Source organism: Allofrancisella heilbronnii, assembly GCF_000710735.2.
In the GTDB taxonomy this organism is placed as follows: domain Bacteria; phylum Pseudomonadota; class Gammaproteobacteria; order Francisellales; family Francisellaceae; genus Francisella; species Francisella frigidaquae.
The window spans coordinates 83079-101475 of sequence record NZ_CP144673.1 but is presented as its reverse complement, the minus strand read 5'-3'; the positions used below and the strand labels follow the sequence as shown (position 1 = coordinate 101475).

Sequence of the window (18397 nt, the reverse complement as noted above, 5' to 3'; positions counted from 1 at the left end):
CTCTTATATAATATTATACATTAACAAAATTGTTTGCTACGTGTTTTTTTGTACTTCCAGTGGGACACAAGCAAACTATGTTTAACTAACCACACTGGAATGGAAATAATAAAATGTCAGAAAATTTCAAAGAACTATTTGAACAATCTCTGAAACAAACAGAGATGAGAGTCGGTAAAATCATAGAAGCAACGGTTGTAAGCATTGATAAAGAATATGCTATGATTGATGCTGGTCTTAAGTCAGAGTCATTCATACCTGTTTCTTCACTAAAAAATAGCTGTGGTGAAATAGAAGTTGCTCCAGGAGACAAGATAAATGTTGTACTTGAAGCACTAGATAATAGCTGTGGTGAAACTAGATTATCACGTGACAAAGCTAAGAAAATCGAGCTTTGGGACAGAATTGAAAAAGCTTTTGAAAGCAATGAAACCGTTCTAGGTAGAATAACTAACCACGTACGTGGTGGTTATACGATGGATGTAGAAGGTTTAAGAGCTTTCTTACCAGGGTCATTAGTAGATACAAGACCCATCAAAGATGTCGCTCACTTAGAAGATAAAGATATCGAGCTTAAAGTAGTAAAGATTGATACAAAGAGAAACAATATTGTTGTTTCTAGAAAAGCTGTTATTGAAGAGAGCAACTCTGGTGATAGAGATGCAATGCTTGAAAAAATCTCTGAAGGTAGTGTTCTTAAAGGTATTGTTAAAAACATTACTGACTTTGGTGCATTTATCGATCTTGGTGGCGTTGATGGATTACTACACATCACAGATATCTCTTGGAGCAGAATTAGTCATCCAACAGATGTACTATCTATCGGCCAAGAAATAGATGTTAAGGTAATTAAATTTGACAAAGAAAAACAAAGAATCTCTCTAGGTATTAAACAGCTTGGTGAAGATCCTTGGTTGAATATCGCAAAAGAGCTACCTGTAGGTGCTAAACTGGCAGGAAGCGTTACTAATATTACAGATTACGGCTGTTTTGTTAAGCTTAAAGAAGGAATCGAAGGTTTAGTACATACTTCTGAAATGGATTGGACAAACAAAAATATTAACCCACATAAAGCTGTATCTATTGGTCAAGAAGTTGAGGTTATAGTACTAGAGCTAGATGCTGATAACCATAGAATCTCTCTAGGTATCAAACAGTGCAAACCAAATCCTTGGAGTGAATTTGAAAAAAATTACAAGCCTGGTGATAAGGTAACTGGCAAGATCAGATCTATAACAGAATTTGGTGTATTTATTGGTCTAGATGGTGGGATTGATGGACTTGTGCATATCTCTGATGTTGCATGGGATAATCCAGCAAAAGCTATTAAAGAACTTAAAAAAGGTGACGAAGTAGAAGCTGTATTAGTTTCTGTAAATACTGATCTTGAAAGAATAGCTCTTAGCATGAAGCAACTTTCCGAAGATCCTTTCAAAAACTTTGTTAACTTACATCCTAAAGGCTCTTTAGTTAAAGGTAAAGTTACTAAAGTACAAGAAAATGGTGCTGTAGTAATGCTTGATGAAGATAATAACATAGATGGTTTCATCAGAATTGCTGAAGTTTCTGTAGACCATACTAAAGATGTTCGTGATGAGTTAAGCGAAGGTCAAGAAGTTGAAGCTAGGATTATCAACATCGACACTAAGAAAAGAGGTATTGCTCTTTCTATTAAAGCTGTTGAGGAAGAAGCTTCTTCTACTAATAAGACTAACTACAAAGTTGAACAAATGACTCCAACAACTTTAGGTGATTTAATAAAAGAGCAATTAAATAAAAAATAATTGCCTTTTATATCATTTATCTATTTAATTTAAATACAGCCTACAAGCTAAATTTTAGTTTGTAGGTTTTTTTATTTACAATACAAGTATAAAATATCATCTAGTACAAATAATGTAATATGAAATATGCTAACTAAAGATATAGATAAGATTATAGCTTGCTTAATGGCTCAAGAAATAGTTAGTATCCCTACAGATACTGTATATGGTCTAAGCTGTATTATAGAGCCTAAAGTTGTTAACAAACTAATTAAGCTAAAACAACGTAGCTCTAGTAAGGGCTTTATTATAATTTCTCATAGTTTTGAACATCTCTTACAATATATAGATAAAGATTCACTATCAGAAGAACAATTTAAAAAAATATCTACTATCCAAGAAACTCCTACCACATGGCTTGTTCCAGCGAAACAAAGTATAAGCTGGCTTACTGGAGGAAAACCGACAATTGCTATTCGCTTAGTAAGGATAAAAACAATTAAAGACATCTGTAGTAAGCTTGAGCGAGCTATTATTTCAACTAGTGCAAACATATCCGGTGAGCATCCTATTGATGATGTCAATTTAATTGATAAAACCTTTGAAGATATAACCGTACTTATAACACCAAATAAAAGCTCTACAGCTCCATCTAAGATAATAGATATTATAAATAACGAACAAATTAGGTAGCCTAGAGTGATAAAAATTTGATAAATAATATAAAATATAATAGCATTAGATTTGCACCTTCGATTTATAAATATAAAGACATAGGAAAAAAATGGAAAAGATTAGCCAAAAAGATATACAAAATAAGCTATGGAGTAATGAGGATGAAAGTAATTTCTCCAATGAGCAATATAATGCGTTACTAATTGAACAATACCGCATCTATGTTGAATTAACTGATAGGACAAGTTATAGAAGAATTGTAATAAATCTTTTTTTCCTAGTTATAAACTTACTTTTAGTAGGTATCGTAGCACTAGCTATTAGTAATAACATAAATATAGATAATCCTCCTTCACCTGTTTTAGTTATTATTCCATATTTTGCTGGACTAGTTTTTTGCTACGCTTGGTGGAAAATTATTAGATTCTTCAGGCATCATATTCAAATTAAAAGTAGTATCGTACCATCCTTAGAAAGACGTCTGCCATCAAGAGTGTGGCTTACTGAAGAGCACATAGCAGAAGAAAAAGGTTCATTTAAACCTATTAGAGTGCTTGAAATATACATGCCTTTCATTTTTATGGGGATATATTCAGCTTTATTTTTATTTGTTGAGCTTTCTTGGATACCTAAAGTTCTATAAAAAATTATTCAAACCTCTAATAGATTATGGAACTGTTGGAACTTATCTACTAATCTCTTGTTGCTTAGCGATATATTTATCATTCTGAAACCATAAATTATTTAACCAATCTTGAAAAGCCTGCTTGTCCTCATTATTGTTAAAATAGTCTCCTATAGGAATATCTGATAACGGTATAAAATCTACTTTTACTGTAATTTTCTTGGTTTTACGGATCATAAAATCCCATAAAGTTTGGTTAGGGTCATCATATACAATTGTAGTATTTAGAATCCCCTTGACTCTATCAGACAAACTCCTAAGAATCACCGCTGCCCCACCTGCTTTAGGATTTAGAAGATGTTTATAATTACTACTTAACGCCTTTTCAACAGTAAACCTTGTACCCTCGACAAAATTTACTATTGTTGTTGGTCTGTGAGATATTTTTTTACAATACTCTTTTGTTTTAGCAATATCTTGACCCTTTTTCTCTGGATGCTTTTCAAGATACTGTTTTGAATATCTTCTCATAGCAGGAAACTCCAAAGCCCAGCATACCAGACCTATTACAGGGACAAAAAACATTTGAAATTTCATAAAAAATTTTGGAAAAGCTATTTTTTTATGAAAAGCTAACATTAAAACAAAAGTGTCTAACCAACTCCTATGGTTACTAATTATCAGATAAGAATCTTTGCTATTTAACCCCTTACTTTGTTCTAGCTCAATCTCCGTTGGAGAAAAAAGTTTTGTAACAATGATAGCAAAACTTACCCAAAAACTTGCTAAAGACTGTATTATAGTTGTACAGTAGTATTTTACCTTTTTGATTGGTGTTACCAGCTTTAGTAAAGAAAAGAAAATCAAAGGCAAAAAGACTATACCTGTATTGATTAATAAACAAAAAATTGAAAATAAGGCATAGTAACTATATTTTATAGCTTTAAACATCATGTAATATAAAAACTTATTTGACTATTACCATATTATCATTTATTTAGTTTTTTTTTAACCAAGCTGTGAAAATATACTTAGTACATGGTAAAAAATTACAAACTAAAACCCAATTTGTAGTGAAAACATCTATTAAATGACGAGAGTGCTTGAATTGTAATATTCAAATTGGTTGTAATTGACCATAGACCATAACCTACTATAAAAACTATCATAAGATGTTAATTATAGACTGTGGCTATCAAAATTTATTGCTTTAATATATATACAGATGTTATAAATTTATAAGTACATTAACAAACTGTAGAACAATAAAGATGTATAAAAAAATATTAATCGCACTATGCTTGTGTATATTAAACTGTAATTTATTTGCAGTAAACCTTCCCTTTTATGTAGGCACCTATAATGCTTCTTGGGGAGTACCGAATAATGATGGAATTTTTTATGGGGAATTCTCTACTGAGAGTAAAACTGTATCTGAACTGACACTAGCTGCTGAGGCAGCAAATCCATCTTATATACTAATTGATGGTAATATGGTATTTGCAGTAAATGAAATAGAGCCAGGAAAAGTTACCTCATTTGAAAAAGATGGTAAAACACTTAAAGAAGTTTCTAATATATCGTCTAATGGTAATAATGCTGTACATATTACAAAATCTGGTAATGAAATATTTATAGCAAACTATGGTGACTCCAATGGGGTAAGTAGTGGTATATCAATATTTAGTAATAACAACGGGATATTTACTTATGAAGACTCCAAGATATATGGACAAATGCAAGCAAGATCACATGCTCATTCAATTTATCCAATCACTATTAATGACAAAAAATACGTCTACTCTACTGATTTAGGTACTGATCTAATACATGTATATGAAAACAACAATGGCATTTTGAACGAAATACAGTCTTTGCAATTACAAAAAGGGGCTGGGCCTAGACACATGATTATATCAACAAAAAATAATAAAATATATGTTGCTAATGAATTAGATTCAACAATTTCCATATTAGAAATAAATCCATATAATGGTGAATTGAGCATTATTAAATCTATCCCAAGCTATGCAGGTAAATTAAATGTAGAAAGAAATTACCCTTCTGAGATTATGCTAACTAAGCAAGGTAAAAACTTATACGTAACCAATAGAGGTATGAATGATATAACGTTGTTTGATGTAAACCAGGATGGATTACTTAAATATAATAGCTCATATTCTACTCATGGTAATTGGCCAAGAGACATGGATATAAACGAAGATGAAGATTATATGGCAGTTGCAAACCAAAACAGTAATAACGTTACTTTCTTTAATATAAACGATAATGGTGAGCTAAGATACCTTACTAGTGTTAAGGTAAATAATCCTGTTAGCATTAAGTTTGATGGTAAGAAATTACCTTAATAGCATGTATTTATTTAGGTTAGACAAAGCTATCTTGGAAATAGCGTAAATTATTACCAATACCTAATTTTGATTCAAACAAATTAATTTATTCTAGACCATAGGAGTTAAGAATATGAGTGTTACAAAATGTCAAAGTTGTGGATTTATGTGGGATTCACTTTCTCAGTTTGGTAACTCTAAAAAAGACCAATGCTATAGATGTGGATCAACTCACTTATCTATCCAGGAAATGCCTTTCCAATACAACATTATGCAAAAACAGCAACAAAAAGAATATAATAATAGGAACATCATTTCTAATAAACCAATACAAAGAGCTATAGGAGCATACAAAGGTATAGAAATGTATGGCGATAAGCACTATATTGAGATGGATAAAACATATAAAACCCACTTAATTGTAGGACCAGGCTCTGAAAAAACATCGGGCTGCGCGGTCTTTATATCTAATATTGAATTTTCTCATATAACCACTATATCCACCCATGATTTGACTGGCTGCCAATGTATAGCTATTTATGGTAGATCTCAACATGGAACTTTTGATATTTTTTTCGCTCATTCCCGCCTTTATGATAAGTATGATGATGAAATCATTAAAAAGGCCAGAGAATTTATAAAGACACATAATCAAAACCAATTATATTGGGGTACTGAGTCTAGGTTGGATACTAATCCAAGAGATGCTCAAATAAAATTAAGTAAAAATCTGGGTTGCTGGGTTAGAGATTCTCATTATATAGGAACAAAAGAAATCACTTTTTTTCCAACATTAGGTTTCGCTACACAAGGAGATCGCGAAAAAGCGGTGAGATACCTAAGGAATGGGTGGTTAGACAGCGGTATTATAGAGTCGAAGCAGCACACTATTGAAGCATTTGAACCAGCCCCAGAAATAAGCGAGGAAATCCAAGAGTATTTAAAAGGATTAGAAAAGAAAAACGGTAAATTTTTCCGGCGGGTATGGCACGATAGCCGCAGGAAAGATAAAATTGATAAAATGAATAGACTCTTACCTTCATATCGCTGTGGAAACTTAAATGTGTTAATTGACATGCAAAAAAATACAGAAGACATTAGCGTTCAAGGTTGGAAAGGCATAGAAGCTAAACAATTAACAATTAAAGCTGCAAGAGATGCTGTTGCTCGTACACGGGCTTTTGATCCAAATTATAATTGCGGAATAAAAAAGGATGGCACCGAGATTTTTTGTGATCCTTTTAACTCACCTAAATTAGATACCAATCTCCAAAAAAAAGTGGATATGATATTGCAGAGCGATTAAAAATAAAAAATTATTTCCTAAGAATGACTCTGCATAAAAAAACGCCATATTTGACTTTAGGTAATTTGGCTAAAAAATGGTCTATGCCTGTAAGATATTGGAATGAAACTATGCCTTATTTCGCTATCGAGTTTGAGCATAGAATTCAGAGATTCATATAAGTGAATTTACATAATTAGATCGAAAAGTTCTAAAGTTTAAACATTTACGTATAAATGAAAGACCTCAAAAAATTTTATGCTTCCTCTTCAACCGCATCTGTCTCTTGAACTTCATCGCTAGCTGAATTATCATTATTATTTTTTAATTTCTCAGATTTTGGGATTATTTTTTTATCTAGAAATATTTCGAAATCTTTAATCAGAATCTCTCTAATTTCCTCTATATTGATTTCCCCTCCATCAACTTCGCCGGATTTAACAAAACCTACAAGCTCATCAAAAATTTCTAGTGTTGAATTAGATATTTTCTCTTCCATTTTTGGGAGAATGACTCCTAGCTGTATTTTAAAAGCAATATTATCCATATTTTTCCTCGCTCTATTGTTCCAATTATTTTATTTAAATCTCTCATAATTTAATGATATTGTAAACCCTTTTTTCTTTTTTAGAAACCTAAATATTTTAAGTTTTTCAAGAAAGGAATGTTTTTTAGTGCATGTCTTTTCTAATTAATCTACTTGCGTAAATATCATTTGGTCTAAATATGAAACAATATATTTATCATTTGTACTATGTGCAATGTTTTTGAATAAAAGAAAATTATTTTTTTGTTGCGAATTTAATATAGTCGTTAAATATTTAAAACAATCTAACACCAGCTCTTGGTAAAATCTACTTAAATTAAGTTGTTTAAAAATATAAATAAGTGAGTTAAAAAAATTATTTCCTTCGCTAACAGTAAGCTTTGATATTGTTTTCAAATGATTTATATCAATTTCGTCTACTTTTGACAAGACATCAATTATATTGAGCTTAAATTCCAGTAATGATTTAATTAAAATATCTCCTTCACGCGGAGGGAAGTTTTGATTTTTTAGATAGTGTTTTTTATATATTTCATAAGGCACCGATTCTATTAACCCTCCAAAATGCTCATTAAAATAAGCGGTTTTGTTATCAAACTCATTGTAAGAACCATCACATTCACCGTATTCGATATTAAACGTAAATTCTTTGTTTTGCGTGGCAGATATACTATTACTGTCTATTATTGTTTTTGACAAAAATCCAACTGTGTATATTTTTCTAAAACCAGCATTATCCAACTCATTTATTAATTCACTGGCAAATCTAACTGAATGACAGGCAACCACATATATACCCAACCCTGACCTAACCTGTGTCGATTTGGACAAAACTTCTGTAATATCTTTGGCTGAAATTTTATTGTTTTCATAATAAGGAATTTGTTTACTATTTATAGCCAATATTCTTTGTGTTAAAAAATCGTCTTCTAAAGACCCATGGGCCTCGATATAAATCCTAGATTTTTCATTAATTTCTGTTTTTCTGAGTTGATTAATTAGTAATTCTTTATTTTTTTCACTCATTCCACCAGTAGGATTAAATTTGATAAATGGACCAGTAAATGAAGCTGAAGAATGATTTTGTATTTTAAATTCACTTACAAATATATTATCTGTTACATTCATTTCCTTATTAATAAAAGGAAACGTGTGTGTAGAAGTATTAACAGTTATAGTAGGTTTAAAGTCGCCATTAAAACTTATAAATATATCGCTCATTTCGTTACACCTCGTTTATTAAGCAATATATAGGCAATATTTCTCTGTATAAGAACACGTAAAAGTACACTCCCTAAACTGCCCTATGAATCATAAGCCTAGGAGGATACCTCCTAAAACCATATTATAATAACCAAGTAGATTTTAACCTAATATACCCTAAACTACCAAATGAATTCTCTCATCTGAAACATATCTGCTAAACTTTTACTAATAGTTACCAGGATGAGTATGTAGCGCTATTATACTTGAAAAATATCTTTAAGTTCATTTGTGCTATATACAATATTTTTTATTAAGGTATATAATAAAAACATTCAAGTTAACTGTGACTTCACGTAAGTACGAGTATGACACTTACTGCAAAAAACAACTTTTTTGTTTTGATGCAAAGAAATGTATTGGTTACAGTTTTTATTGCTACATTCAACTGAAGTTGTTAAGTAATATTGAACTTTTTTAAAGTCTTCTACCTTTACACGCCAACTTTTAAAGTAATTTTTTAATATTTTGTATTTTTGATCTTCTAAATATTTATTAAGTGATGGTTGACTTTGAAAACCAAATTTATTAAAAGACTGTGGGCTAGTAATATAAGTCTCGTTATGTTTTTTCACAAGGTTTATATAATATTTAGTATCCATGTAATGTTCAACAATATGTAACCTAGGGTTACTGTTAACTAGTTTAGTTACTTTTTTATCATAATAGTCTTGTGGAGGGATAGTTTTACCTTTTGGGATAATAAAATTGTTAGTATCATTAACCCTTATAAGCCCGTAAGGAATAAACTGATCATAATAATTATGAGAGCCATCTATAAAGTGTATATCCTTATCTAGATATGAAGAATATAACGATATCGCAGTAAGCATACAACTCCCTATTAGATGAAATTTATTTCTTAAAAGATGCGACTCTTTTATATATTTAACGGAATTTGTAGTAGCCAAATTTTTTAACTTTACAGTACCTGCTTCATAAAGAATTTGTGCAAAACCAATAACAATAGTCGGATCTTGATTTAAAATAGCATAAATGCATACCGCTTCTTTATCTTTATCTTTATCTTTATCTTTAAAACTAGATTTTTCTTCATAACTTTCTAACAAGCCTGCATACAATTCTTTGGTAACGTCTATTTTATGACTAAAGCATGAAAAGGTTAGGAACATTAGTTTATCATTACTAGTAACGTTTTTAGAATTAGTAATGAAAATCTGTATATTCTTATTCATTAAAAAATTACTATACCATTCTGGAACAGTAATTTTTTTCATTTCTAGAAAGGAGATATACTCCATATTAAAAAACATAAAACTATTTTATAAAAAAATAAATTTATTGTATTATTTTATTAATTTAAAGTAAACAATAAGTAGAGTTATTTATGGTATTATTTTTATTGGAAATAGATATTCTGAGTATAAGTGGCTCACCTCATAAATGAAAAAGGCTCTTTATTCGGCAAAAGATGACTAGGTTCTGATTATTATTTACTAAAAATAAGATTATCAGCCTCTACACTAACTATTATCTTCTCACCTGCTTTAAACTCACTATTTAGTAATTTAAGAGCTAGAGGGTTTTCTAAATTATTTTGGATAGCTCTTTTAAGTGGCCTTGCTCCAAATACAGGATCAAACCCAGCTTCCGCAAGTTTATCCATAGCCTCAGGTGTAACTTCTAAACCAATCTCTAGATCTACCAAACGTTTTTCCAAACGCTTAATTTGTATCTTAGCTATTTCTTCTATCATTCCTTTATCTAAAGGCTCAAAGACGATAGCATCATCAACTCTATTCACAAATTCTGGTCTAAAGTAAGTTAAAACCATCTCCATAACAGCTGATTTTACAGTTTCATAGTCTTGCCCTTGCATTTCTTGGATTTTATGAGAACCAAGATTAGAAGTCATAACTATCACAGTGTTTTTAAAATCTACTGTTCTGCCCTGACCATCTGTTAAACGACCATCATCTAGAACCTGCAGCAGTATATTAAAAACGTCTGCATGAGCTTTTTCTACTTCATCCAACAGGACTACAGAATAAGGTCTTCTTCTAACGTGTTCTGTTAAGTAACCACCTTGCTCATATCCAACATATCCAGGAGGCGCACCTATTAGTCTTGCAACAGTATGTTTTTCCATAAATTCAGACATATCTACTCTAAGCATTGCATCCTGGTCATCAAACAAGAATTCAGCTAAAGCTTTCGTTAATTCTGTTTTACCTACCCCAGTTGGGCCTAAAAACATAAATGAACCTATAGGTTTATTTGGATCAGACAAGCCAGATCTGGATCTTCTAACAGCATTAGACACCGCTATTATTGCTTGATCTTGGCCTATAACCCTTTTATGTAAGAATTCTTCCATATTTAGAAGTTTCTCTTTTTCTCCTTCCATCATCTTAGATACAGGTATACCAGTAGCTTTAGAAATCACATCTGCTATCTCATTTTCTGTTACAGAAGTTCTAACAAGCTTATTCTCTGTAGATCCTGCTTCTGTTTGCTCTATTTGCTTAATCTGAGCTTCTAATTCAGGTATTTTTCCATATTGAAGCTCTGCCATTTTACTCAAATCACCGGCTCTTTGACATTTTTCTAGCTCAAACTTAGCTTTTTCAAGTTTTTCTTTAAGTTGACTAGCTCCTTGCATTTTAAGCTTTTCAGATTTCCAGATTTCCTCTAACCCTTTATACTCAAATTCCAAGCCCTTTATTTCTTCCTTAAGAGCCTCTAATCTTTTCTTAGTAGCTTCATCTTTTTCTTTTTTAAGTTGCTCACGTTGCATCTTTAATTGAATAATTCTTCTATAAAGTTGCTCCATCTTTTCTGGTTTAGAATCAATCTCCATACGGATTTGGCTTGCTGCCTCATCTACTAAATCTATAGCCTTATCAGGTAGTTGCCTGTCTGTTATGTATCTATGAGATAAAGTGGCTGCAGCAACTATAGCTGAATCTGTGATATTAACACGATGATGCAGCTCATATCTTTCTTTCAAGCCACGAAGTATAGCTATAGTATCCTCGACTGTAGGTTCATCTACTAAAACTTTTTGGAATCTTCTTTCTAGAGCTGGATCTTTTTCAACATACTCACGGTATTCATCTAAAGTCGTTGCACCAACACACTTTAACTCACCACGAGCTAAAGCAGGTTTAAGCATATTACCAGCATCCATAGAGCCTTCAGCTTTACCAGCTCCAACCATAGTATGTAACTCGTCTATAAATAAAATTATATTACCTTCTTGCTTGGATAAATCTTTTAAAACAGCTTTTAGACGCTCTTCAAAATCTCCCCTAAATTTTGCTCCAGCTAGCAAAGCACCCATATCTAAAGATAAAACTTTTTTACCCTTAACTCCTTCTGGAACTTCATTATTTACTATACGCTGAGCTAAACCTTCTACAATAGCCGTTTTACCCACCCCAGGCTCACCTATAAGTACTGGATTATTTTTTGTACGGCGTTGTAATACTTGTATAGCCCTACGAATTTCACTATCTCTACCAATGATAGGGTCTATCTTGCCTTTTTTTGCAAGTTCCGTTAAATCCACAGTATATTTGTCTAACGCGCTTTTCATGTCTTCTTGGTTTTGACTACTCACTTTTTCTCCTCCACGATATTCACTTATCGCCTTAGTAATTTTATTTTTTGTTATCCCAAATTTATTGTATAAACTTGTTAAACCTCTATCTTCTAGAGACGCTAACAAAAATAATTCACTTGAGATAAACTCGTCTTTATATTCATTTGCCAATGTTTGCATCTTGTGCAATGTAGTAATTAAATCTCTCGATGGTTTTACTTGTGGATTACCATCCCCTTTTAATATAGCTACCGCGTCTACCATTTCATTTACAGCTTTTTTAAAAGCTTGTATATCCAACTCACACACACTCAAAATAGCTGCTATTACACTATCATTTTGCTCTAAAAATGCTTTTAACAAATGTACTGACGCAAATTCAGTAGCTTTTTGTTGAGTGGCATAAGATTGAGCTTCCGCTATAGCTTCCTGAAGCTTTATGGTGAACTTATTTATATCCATAATCCTCCTTACAATATAATTTTTTGTTTATGCATCTTATTTATATAAGGTCATACGACCATTTTTCAATATATAAAGCGTATATGAAAAATTTATAAACGCTCTCTACATGTAGTTAAATATGAGTTCCTAAAGCTAAATAATTACATATAGTATAAAAGAAATACTATATATCCGGATCACGTTGGTCAACTCTTTTATGTTTTTTACATAAACAAAAAAACTTACGTAAAAAGCTCTTATAAAATGCTTAGGTAGACTATAGAGACTATTTCTATACGTTAAAAATAGAAATTCGAGGATCACAAGACTATTGGGAAAAACTTTTAGTAACTATACCTTGTTTAGCGCGTTTTATTGTATATATTATTTTGTCTTGATAAAATGTAACCATAATATAACATCTGATTGGAGGTCATATGTCTATCATAAAGGGTAAAGAAAAGAGAGTCGAAAAAGAAAATAAAGTAACTCTAAACTTCGAAATTGACGAATGTGTGGCTACTGAAATTTTAGAGTATTTAAAATGGGCAAATATAAAAGATAAAAATTATTTTATCGAACAAGCCTGCAAGCATCTATTTCAAGCTGATAAAGACTGGAATAGCTTTAAAAAGGAACATTTTGAAGCTACAGGAGCAGAGCTCATTGAGAAAAAAGAAACAGATGTCGATATAAAAAACCTAATGGTTGGCGAAGATGAAGGTATGCTTAATTTAGAAGAAGAGAAAAACTTAGGAAGAAAACTCCAGAAAAAGAAAACGTAGTTGGTAATTTGACCTACACCTTACCATAGTTTGATTTTACCTCTTGGATCCTCTTGCTTTAACGGCTCTTCTGCTGGCTTATGAACTGAAAAAAATAATTTATAAAATCCTAAATGTTTTTTCTGTTTGCAACACATACACGTCGAAAGCATACGGTCTTTAAGAATATTGTTAACAATTTTTATTACATTATCATTAACTTGCTCACCTTCAGATAAAATTAGAACTGGATGTCTTAAAATATTCCCTTTAACATCAAAATGGCCACAAACAATATCCCCGCTTTTAAAGTGTGTTAAAAATAAAGGGTCTCTTTCTTCAAAGAAGAGTAAACATTGGCTAAGACCTAAGTACAGAATCTTATACTGAATAGACTGGACATTTTGTGAAAGATTTAAAACACCATCTTTTCGTAAACTTAAGGTTTCTTCACCTATAACTTTGCAACCGATATCATCTTCACTAATCGAGTATCCATCATAATAACTTTTCTGAATTAGTTTTTGCTTACAAGATTTAAAATCATGATCAATGTATTTCGGTAATTTTACCTTACAGTAAGGGCATTTCATCTTAAAGGTGCTTTTGTTCAACTAATTAATTATATTTTACTTAAATTTTTTTAAAAAATAAACCTTCAACTTTACAATTTATTAAATTATTATGTTAATTTACCTATATTTTTATTTAAATATATATTTTTCATTAATATAAAAACTGAACCTCACGTTAATAGACTTTTTTTGTAGCTTCTTTCATTTGCTTTACAAAACTTCCTAATTTAGAAAGCATATCCTTTTTATTACCCAAATTTTCTTGAATTATTTTAACGGTAGCAGAGCCAGATATTGCACCAGCTGCACCAGCTTGTATAGCTTGAGAAACTTGTTCTGGCTTAGAAATACCAAAACCTAATATTGGCTTAGGGGCATTAAATTGCTTTAACTTAGCAAGGACTTTTTCTACAGGCATATTGGCTGCTGTTTCTGCGCCTGTTACACCCACTCTGGATAATAAATAGGTATAGCTACTACCTATTCCAGATATTTGCTGGAGTAAATCATCATCAGCATCGGGGGGTGCTATAAATATTTGAGAAATACCTACTTTTTTAGCAATATCTAAAAACTCTTTAGATTCATGAGCTGGTACATCGGCAACTAGTATAGAATCAACTCCAGAATCTAGACATTTTTTGTAAAAATTCTCTATACCCTTTGCATAAACGAGATTGGCATATAAAAGCAATCCGATAGGTATATCGGGATACTTTTGTCTAATTTCAGCTAAAATATCAAAACAATCAGCTGGTGTCATACCACTGTCTAAGGCTCTAATATTTGCCTCTTGGATAGTTGGACCATCTGCTAAAGGATCTGAAAATGGTATCCCTAACTCTAAAGCATCTGCTCCAGCGTTAACTAATGTATCTATAATTTCTAAAGATAACTCTTTATTAGGGTCTCCTATAGTTACAAAAGGGATAAAAGCACCTTGTTTTTTAGCTTCTAAAGCTTGGAATAACTGTGTGTATCTATCCATAACTATATTTCTCCTTTTTGCTTTAATACATCATGCACTGTAAAAATATCTTTATCTCCACGACCAGACAAATTCACTACTAGTACTTGCTCTTTTTCTGGATTCTCAGAAGCAAGCTTAAGTGCATAAGCCAAAGCATGAGATGACTCTAAAGCAGGAATAATACCTTCTTTTCTAGATAATAACTTAAAAGCTTCTAAAGCCTCATCATCTGTAATAGATACATATTCAGCCCTACCTATAGACTGTAAATATGCATGTTGTGGCCCAACAGAAGGAAAATCTAAACCTGCTGAAATAGAGTAAGATTCTTGTATCTGGCCATTTTCATCTTGCATGAGTGGTGCTTTCATTCCAAAGAAAATTCCCAGCTTACCATGCTTTAATGGTGCTCCATGCTCACCTGTATCAATACCTTTGCCCGCTGGCTCAACGCCTATGAGTTTGACTTCTTTTTCATCTATAAAATCAGCAAACATACCTATTGCATTTGAACCGCCTCCCACACAAGCAATTACAGCATCGGGAAGCTTATTCTCCTTTTCTAAGATTTGCTGTTTAGTTTCTTGACCAATCATTTTTTGAAACTCTCTTACAATAGTTGGGAAAGGGTGAGGACCTGCCGCAGTGCCTAATAAATAATGTGCTTTTTGATAATTAGCTGACCAATCTCTTAAAGCTTCATTACAAGCGTCTTTTAAAGTAGCCGAACCACTATGTACAGGTATAACCTCTGCACCCATTAGTTTCATCCTAAAAACATTAGGGCTTTGACGCTCTACATCTTTTGCTCCCATATAGACACGACACTTTAGATCAAGCAAAGCACAAGCTAAAGCTGTTGCAACGCCGTGTTGACCTGCTCCTGTTTCAGCAATTATTTCCTTTTTACCCATTCGCTTTGCTAATAAAGCTTGACCTAAAACCTGATTAGTTTTATGAGCTCCACCATGTAATAAATCTTCTCTTTTTAAATATAGTTTTGTCTTTGTTTGTTTAACTATATTCCTTGTTAAGGTTAAAGCTGTTGGACGGCCAGCATATTCTTTTAATAATTCCTTAAATTGTTGTTGGAAAATTTCATCGTTTTGGGCCTTTATAAACTGTTGTTCTAATTGGTTTAAGGCTGGTACTAATACCTGGGGTACAAATTGCCCCCCAAACTCACCAAAATAAGGATTTAGTTTTGACATTTAGATCTTTGTTTGCTCTTACATTAAAGTACATTATCGCTAATATTCACAGTAAAGACTAGACTAAGTTATGTTATTTAAAGTTAACCTTCATGCTTACTCGATATTTTATCTTGGTAATTTTTTCAACTCTTGCTCTATTTGTAAGTCATATCCTGGTTGAGATTGATGAGTTAGGTACCACTCTAACGCATTCTTTCCACTGAATCTTACAGTGTCTCTGATTGAACCTTTATAGCTCTCTAAAAGCCACGATATGCTCCTATTATCCATAAAATTGCAAGCGTAGATTAAAGGAGTTAAAGTTAATTTCCCACCTGAATCCATATTCCATGTAGTATTAATATTAAACCATGGGAATACATTCTTTAAACTTGTTAATATCATATTGTTTGAATCTCTATCACACCCCCCGCTAAAGTATTGGCTAACCATTTGTGGCGAAGTATTTAGGTTTTCACATGTTAATAATAATCCTACTATATCTGTATGACCTTTTTGACAAGCTACATATAAAGGAGTTTTGCCACTATTGCTAGCAATATTTGGACTAGCCCCACGGGCTAATAATAACTGTACTATGTCTACATGATCATTTTGGCAAGCTATAGATAAAGGAGTAAGCCCATCTTTATCGGCAAAGCCTATGTTAGCACCATGACCTACTAATAACTCAGCTATGTCCTTATGGCCATTTTGACAAACAAGCCAGAATAAATAATCATTCCTCCAGGATTCTTGCTTTATAATTCCGTTAACAAGATTCTCTCTATAACATCTAAGATCCAAGCCCTTTCTGAATCCTTCTTCAATATATTCTGTAATTTGCTGAATTATGTCATAATAGCTATATCCTTCAGCTAATTTGTGTGCTTTACTATTACAACCATCTTCATAATTTCCGCTTGTTATTGATAAGTTTTTAACACCTCTTATTGACTCTTGTTCTTTAGTTAAGAAAAAGAATATTTCCGTTACACTTTTAGAGCTATTTACCTCTTTCAATACCTTAAAAATCCTATCATTACCATATCCAATAGCCATACTGCTACTTATATGTCTTTTAAGTAGCTTAACAATATGTTCTTTTATCTGAGTGAAATTTAATGCTTCAGCCTTATCACCATAAATAAAAAATTTGGATTTATAATGACTCGAATTTATATAAATTGAAACATTTAAAGCCAATCTATTTGAATCTCTTACATTAAATTCAAAACTATTAAATACTCCACAAGAGAGTTTTTCATAACTACGCGATGTGGTAACCAACAGACTTTTAGCTCTAATCTCTGTACGATGCATATTATTAGCATCATAAACTAGTAAATAACCATTTTCATAACTTAATGCTATAGCATGATTTATGCTTCCTAAAAGGATATAGAAATGGTGTCTAGACTCTATGCATTTAGAAATTAAATTTTCGAAAAAGTTAGCATATTCTGGAATGCCCCCATAGAATGGTTCATTATACACTTGTAATAATGGGAAATTTTCTGGACTATATGGTTTAATAATATTATATGTTAATTTATTATTTGCTACATAGACAGATGATTTTAATATGCTAAGACTTGTTATTCCATTATATTCAGAGCTTTTTAAAAACGTATTAAAAGGGCAATGATACGCTAATAAGCCATCTAAAAAAGCTCTTATAGAAACTACCAAATCATCTATCTTGGTTTCTATGTAATAGTTAGCTTGAGCTACAGATTTACTATTAGAAGGCATTTTTCGCTGGTACTTAACGTGCTCATTTATTATAGCACTTAGTTTTCTAGATGTTGGAGAACTGTAATCTTTGGTTAATAACTCTAAACGCTTATAAAAAGTTTCTGCCTCTCCTATTAAACAAGCTTGCCCCCACATAGCACTAAGTCCAAAACATAGCCCCTGTGGTAACTCTAGGAGACTATAATAGCTACCCCAATCACAGTTAGTTGATATATCTTTTATATTTTCTTTTAAGTTATTATAACCACTCATGTTAAATTATTTTCAAAAAAGTTTTCAATAAGTAAAATACAGTAAATAATTATATAACAAAGTTTAATTTTTTGTTTATTTTTTAGTAAAATTAAATATAGAAGTTACGATTCCCTGCCTATGTTCGCCAAAATAATTAGGCAGCAGTTTCACCAAATTAATTCTTCACATTTTAAGCAACGACGAGACTGGCTCGGATCAGCTAATGGATCAAACTCATGCTCATACATTATTATTGAATGCTTATATTTTTCTAATACAGGGTTAAATGTTTTCCTAGCTAGCTTGTAATAACGATCTCTCTTTCAACTATTTAGTAAATTTTGAGAATACGACCTAAGCATAATAATTATTAAATATGTAAAAC

At 31.7% G+C, this 18397-nt stretch carries 15 protein-coding genes and 1 pseudogene; 7 read left to right on the top strand and 9 right to left on the bottom strand.

What is annotated here, in order from left to right; all coding sequences use genetic code 11:
• The first annotated feature begins 113 nt into the window (after nucleotides 1-113).
• The 3 genes from rpsA (at nucleotide 114) to FRA_RS00445 (ending at nucleotide 3081) form a co-directional block, all read left to right on the top strand.
• A complete protein-coding gene (rpsA, locus tag FRA_RS00455; protein ID WP_035720681.1) occupies nucleotides 114-1784 on the top strand; it encodes a 30S ribosomal protein S1 in 1671 nt (556 codons plus the stop codon).
• Nucleotides 1785-1910: 126 nt separating this feature from the next.
• A complete protein-coding gene (locus tag FRA_RS00450) occupies nucleotides 1911-2456 on the top strand; it encodes an L-threonylcarbamoyladenylate synthase (protein WP_035720680.1) in 546 nt (181 codons plus the stop codon).
• Between the two features lie 91 nt (nucleotides 2457-2547).
• On the top strand, nucleotides 2548-3081 hold the full coding sequence (locus tag FRA_RS00445) for an intracellular proliferation membrane protein RipA (protein ID WP_035720678.1): 534 nt from the start codon (nucleotides 2548-2550) through the stop codon (nucleotides 3079-3081).
• A 42-nt stretch (nucleotides 3082-3123) separates the two neighbouring features.
• Here FRA_RS00445 and FRA_RS00440 read toward each other — a convergent pair whose 3' ends face one another.
• Nucleotides 3124-4014: an acetyltransferase gene (locus FRA_RS00440; RefSeq protein ID WP_035720676.1), complete on the bottom strand. Its 891-nt coding sequence runs from the start codon at nucleotides 4012-4014 to the stop codon at nucleotides 3124-3126.
• Between the two features lie 320 nt (nucleotides 4015-4334).
• Here FRA_RS00440 and FRA_RS00435 point away from each other — a divergent pair, with 320 nt between their 5' ends.
• From FRA_RS00435 to FRA_RS00425, 3 genes and pseudogenes are all read left to right on the top strand, one after another.
• The gene (locus FRA_RS00435) at nucleotides 4335-5432 is read left to right on the top strand and encodes a lactonase family protein (RefSeq protein ID WP_035720675.1); all 1098 of its coding nucleotides are present in this window, start codon (nucleotides 4335-4337) and stop codon (nucleotides 5430-5432) included.
• Between the two features lie 115 nt (nucleotides 5433-5547).
• Nucleotides 5548-6720: a hypothetical protein gene (locus FRA_RS00430; RefSeq protein ID WP_035720673.1), complete on the top strand. Its 1173-nt coding sequence runs from the start codon at nucleotides 5548-5550 to the stop codon at nucleotides 6718-6720.
• Nucleotides 6710-6881, top strand: a pseudogene (locus FRA_RS00425) (IS256 family transposase); the annotation flags it as partial. The gene FRA_RS00430 and the pseudogene FRA_RS00425, both read left to right, overlap by 11 nt.
• Nucleotides 6882-6955: 74 nt before the next feature.
• On the opposite strand, the gene FRA_RS00420 reads toward FRA_RS00425, so the two are convergent.
• The 4 genes from FRA_RS00420 to clpB all read right to left on the bottom strand — a co-directional run bounded on the left by FRA_RS00420 (nucleotide 6956) and on the right by clpB (nucleotide 12536).
• Nucleotides 6956-7246, bottom strand: a complete 291-nt coding sequence (locus FRA_RS00420; RefSeq protein ID WP_035720671.1) for a hypothetical protein — start codon at nucleotides 7244-7246, stop codon at nucleotides 6956-6958.
• Nucleotides 7247-7390: 144 nt separating this feature from the next.
• Nucleotides 7391-8467: a hypothetical protein gene (locus FRA_RS00415; protein WP_035720670.1), complete on the bottom strand. Its 1077-nt coding sequence runs from the start codon at nucleotides 8465-8467 to the stop codon at nucleotides 7391-7393.
• 317 nt (nucleotides 8468-8784) lie between these two features.
• The gene (locus FRA_RS00410; protein ID WP_155960893.1) at nucleotides 8785-9705 is read right to left on the bottom strand and encodes a hypothetical protein; all 921 of its coding nucleotides are present in this window, start codon (nucleotides 9703-9705) and stop codon (nucleotides 8785-8787) included.
• 254 nt (nucleotides 9706-9959) lie between these two features.
• On the bottom strand, nucleotides 9960-12536 hold the full coding sequence (clpB, locus tag FRA_RS00405) for an ATP-dependent chaperone ClpB (protein WP_035720666.1): 2577 nt from the start codon (nucleotides 12534-12536) through the stop codon (nucleotides 9960-9962).
• Between the two features lie 419 nt (nucleotides 12537-12955).
• On the opposite strand from clpB, the gene FRA_RS00400 reads away from it, so the two are divergent.
• Nucleotides 12956-13303 carry a hypothetical protein gene (locus FRA_RS00400; RefSeq protein ID WP_035720665.1) on the top strand — a complete coding sequence of 116 codons (348 nt, stop codon included), beginning with the start codon at nucleotides 12956-12958 and terminating at the stop codon, nucleotides 13301-13303.
• Between the two features lie 20 nt (nucleotides 13304-13323).
• Here FRA_RS00400 and FRA_RS00395 read toward each other — a convergent pair whose 3' ends face one another.
• From FRA_RS00395 to FRA_RS00380, 4 genes are all read right to left on the bottom strand, one after another.
• Entirely contained in the window at nucleotides 13324-13875 is a 552-nt protein-coding gene (locus FRA_RS00395; protein WP_035720663.1) for a hypothetical protein, read from the bottom strand.
• A 157-nt stretch (nucleotides 13876-14032) separates the two neighbouring features.
• The gene (gene trpA / locus FRA_RS00390; RefSeq protein ID WP_035720661.1) at nucleotides 14033-14845 is read right to left on the bottom strand and encodes a tryptophan synthase subunit alpha; all 813 of its coding nucleotides are present in this window, start codon (nucleotides 14843-14845) and stop codon (nucleotides 14033-14035) included.
• Between the two features lie 2 nt (nucleotides 14846-14847).
• Nucleotides 14848-16038 (bottom strand): tryptophan synthase subunit beta, encoded by a 1191-nt coding sequence (trpB, locus tag FRA_RS00385; protein WP_035720658.1) that lies wholly within the window; start codon nucleotides 16036-16038, stop codon nucleotides 14848-14850.
• A gap of 108 nt (nucleotides 16039-16146) precedes the next feature.
• Nucleotides 16147-18030: an ankyrin repeat domain-containing protein gene (locus tag FRA_RS00380; protein ID WP_051686787.1), complete on the bottom strand. Its 1884-nt coding sequence runs from the start codon at nucleotides 18028-18030 to the stop codon at nucleotides 16147-16149.
• Nucleotides 18031-18397: the final 367 nt, after the last annotated feature.

What these genes read in the sequence shown, in the direction of transcription:
- rpsA (WP_035720681.1), top strand. Translation starts at nt 114, where the DNA reads ATGTCAGAAAATTTCAAAGAACTATTTGAACAATCTCTGAAACAAACA.
- FRA_RS00450 (WP_035720680.1), top strand. Translation starts at nt 1,911, where the DNA reads ATGCTAACTAAAGATATAGATAAGATTATAGCTTGCTTAATGGCTCAA.
- FRA_RS00445 (WP_035720678.1), top strand. Translation starts at nt 2,548, where the DNA reads ATGGAAAAGATTAGCCAAAAAGATATACAAAATAAGCTATGGAGTAAT.
- FRA_RS00440 (WP_035720676.1), bottom strand. Translation starts at nt 4,014, where the DNA reads ATGTTTAAAGCTATAAAATATAGTTACTATGCCTTATTTTCAATTTTT.
- FRA_RS00435 (WP_035720675.1), top strand. Translation starts at nt 4,335, where the DNA reads ATGTATAAAAAAATATTAATCGCACTATGCTTGTGTATATTAAACTGT.
- FRA_RS00430 (WP_035720673.1), top strand. Translation starts at nt 5,548, where the DNA reads ATGAGTGTTACAAAATGTCAAAGTTGTGGATTTATGTGGGATTCACTT.
- FRA_RS00420 (WP_035720671.1), bottom strand. Translation starts at nt 7,246, where the DNA reads ATGGATAATATTGCTTTTAAAATACAGCTAGGAGTCATTCTCCCAAAA.
- FRA_RS00415 (WP_035720670.1), bottom strand. Translation starts at nt 8,467, where the DNA reads ATGAGCGATATATTTATAAGTTTTAATGGCGACTTTAAACCTACTATA.
- FRA_RS00410 (WP_155960893.1), bottom strand. Translation starts at nt 9,705, where the DNA reads ATGAATAAGAATATACAGATTTTCATTACTAATTCTAAAAACGTTACT.
- clpB (WP_035720666.1), bottom strand. Translation starts at nt 12,536, where the DNA reads ATGGATATAAATAAGTTCACCATAAAGCTTCAGGAAGCTATAGCGGAA.
- FRA_RS00400 (WP_035720665.1), top strand. Translation starts at nt 12,956, where the DNA reads ATGTCTATCATAAAGGGTAAAGAAAAGAGAGTCGAAAAAGAAAATAAA.
- FRA_RS00395 (WP_035720663.1), bottom strand. Translation starts at nt 13,875, where the DNA reads ATGAAATGCCCTTACTGTAAGGTAAAATTACCGAAATACATTGATCAT.
- trpA (WP_035720661.1), bottom strand. Translation starts at nt 14,845, where the DNA reads ATGGATAGATACACACAGTTATTCCAAGCTTTAGAAGCTAAAAAACAA.
- trpB (WP_035720658.1), bottom strand. Translation starts at nt 16,038, where the DNA reads ATGTCAAAACTAAATCCTTATTTTGGTGAGTTTGGGGGGCAATTTGTA.
- FRA_RS00380 (WP_051686787.1), bottom strand. Translation starts at nt 18,030, where the DNA reads ATGAGTGGTTATAATAACTTAAAAGAAAATATAAAAGATATATCAACT.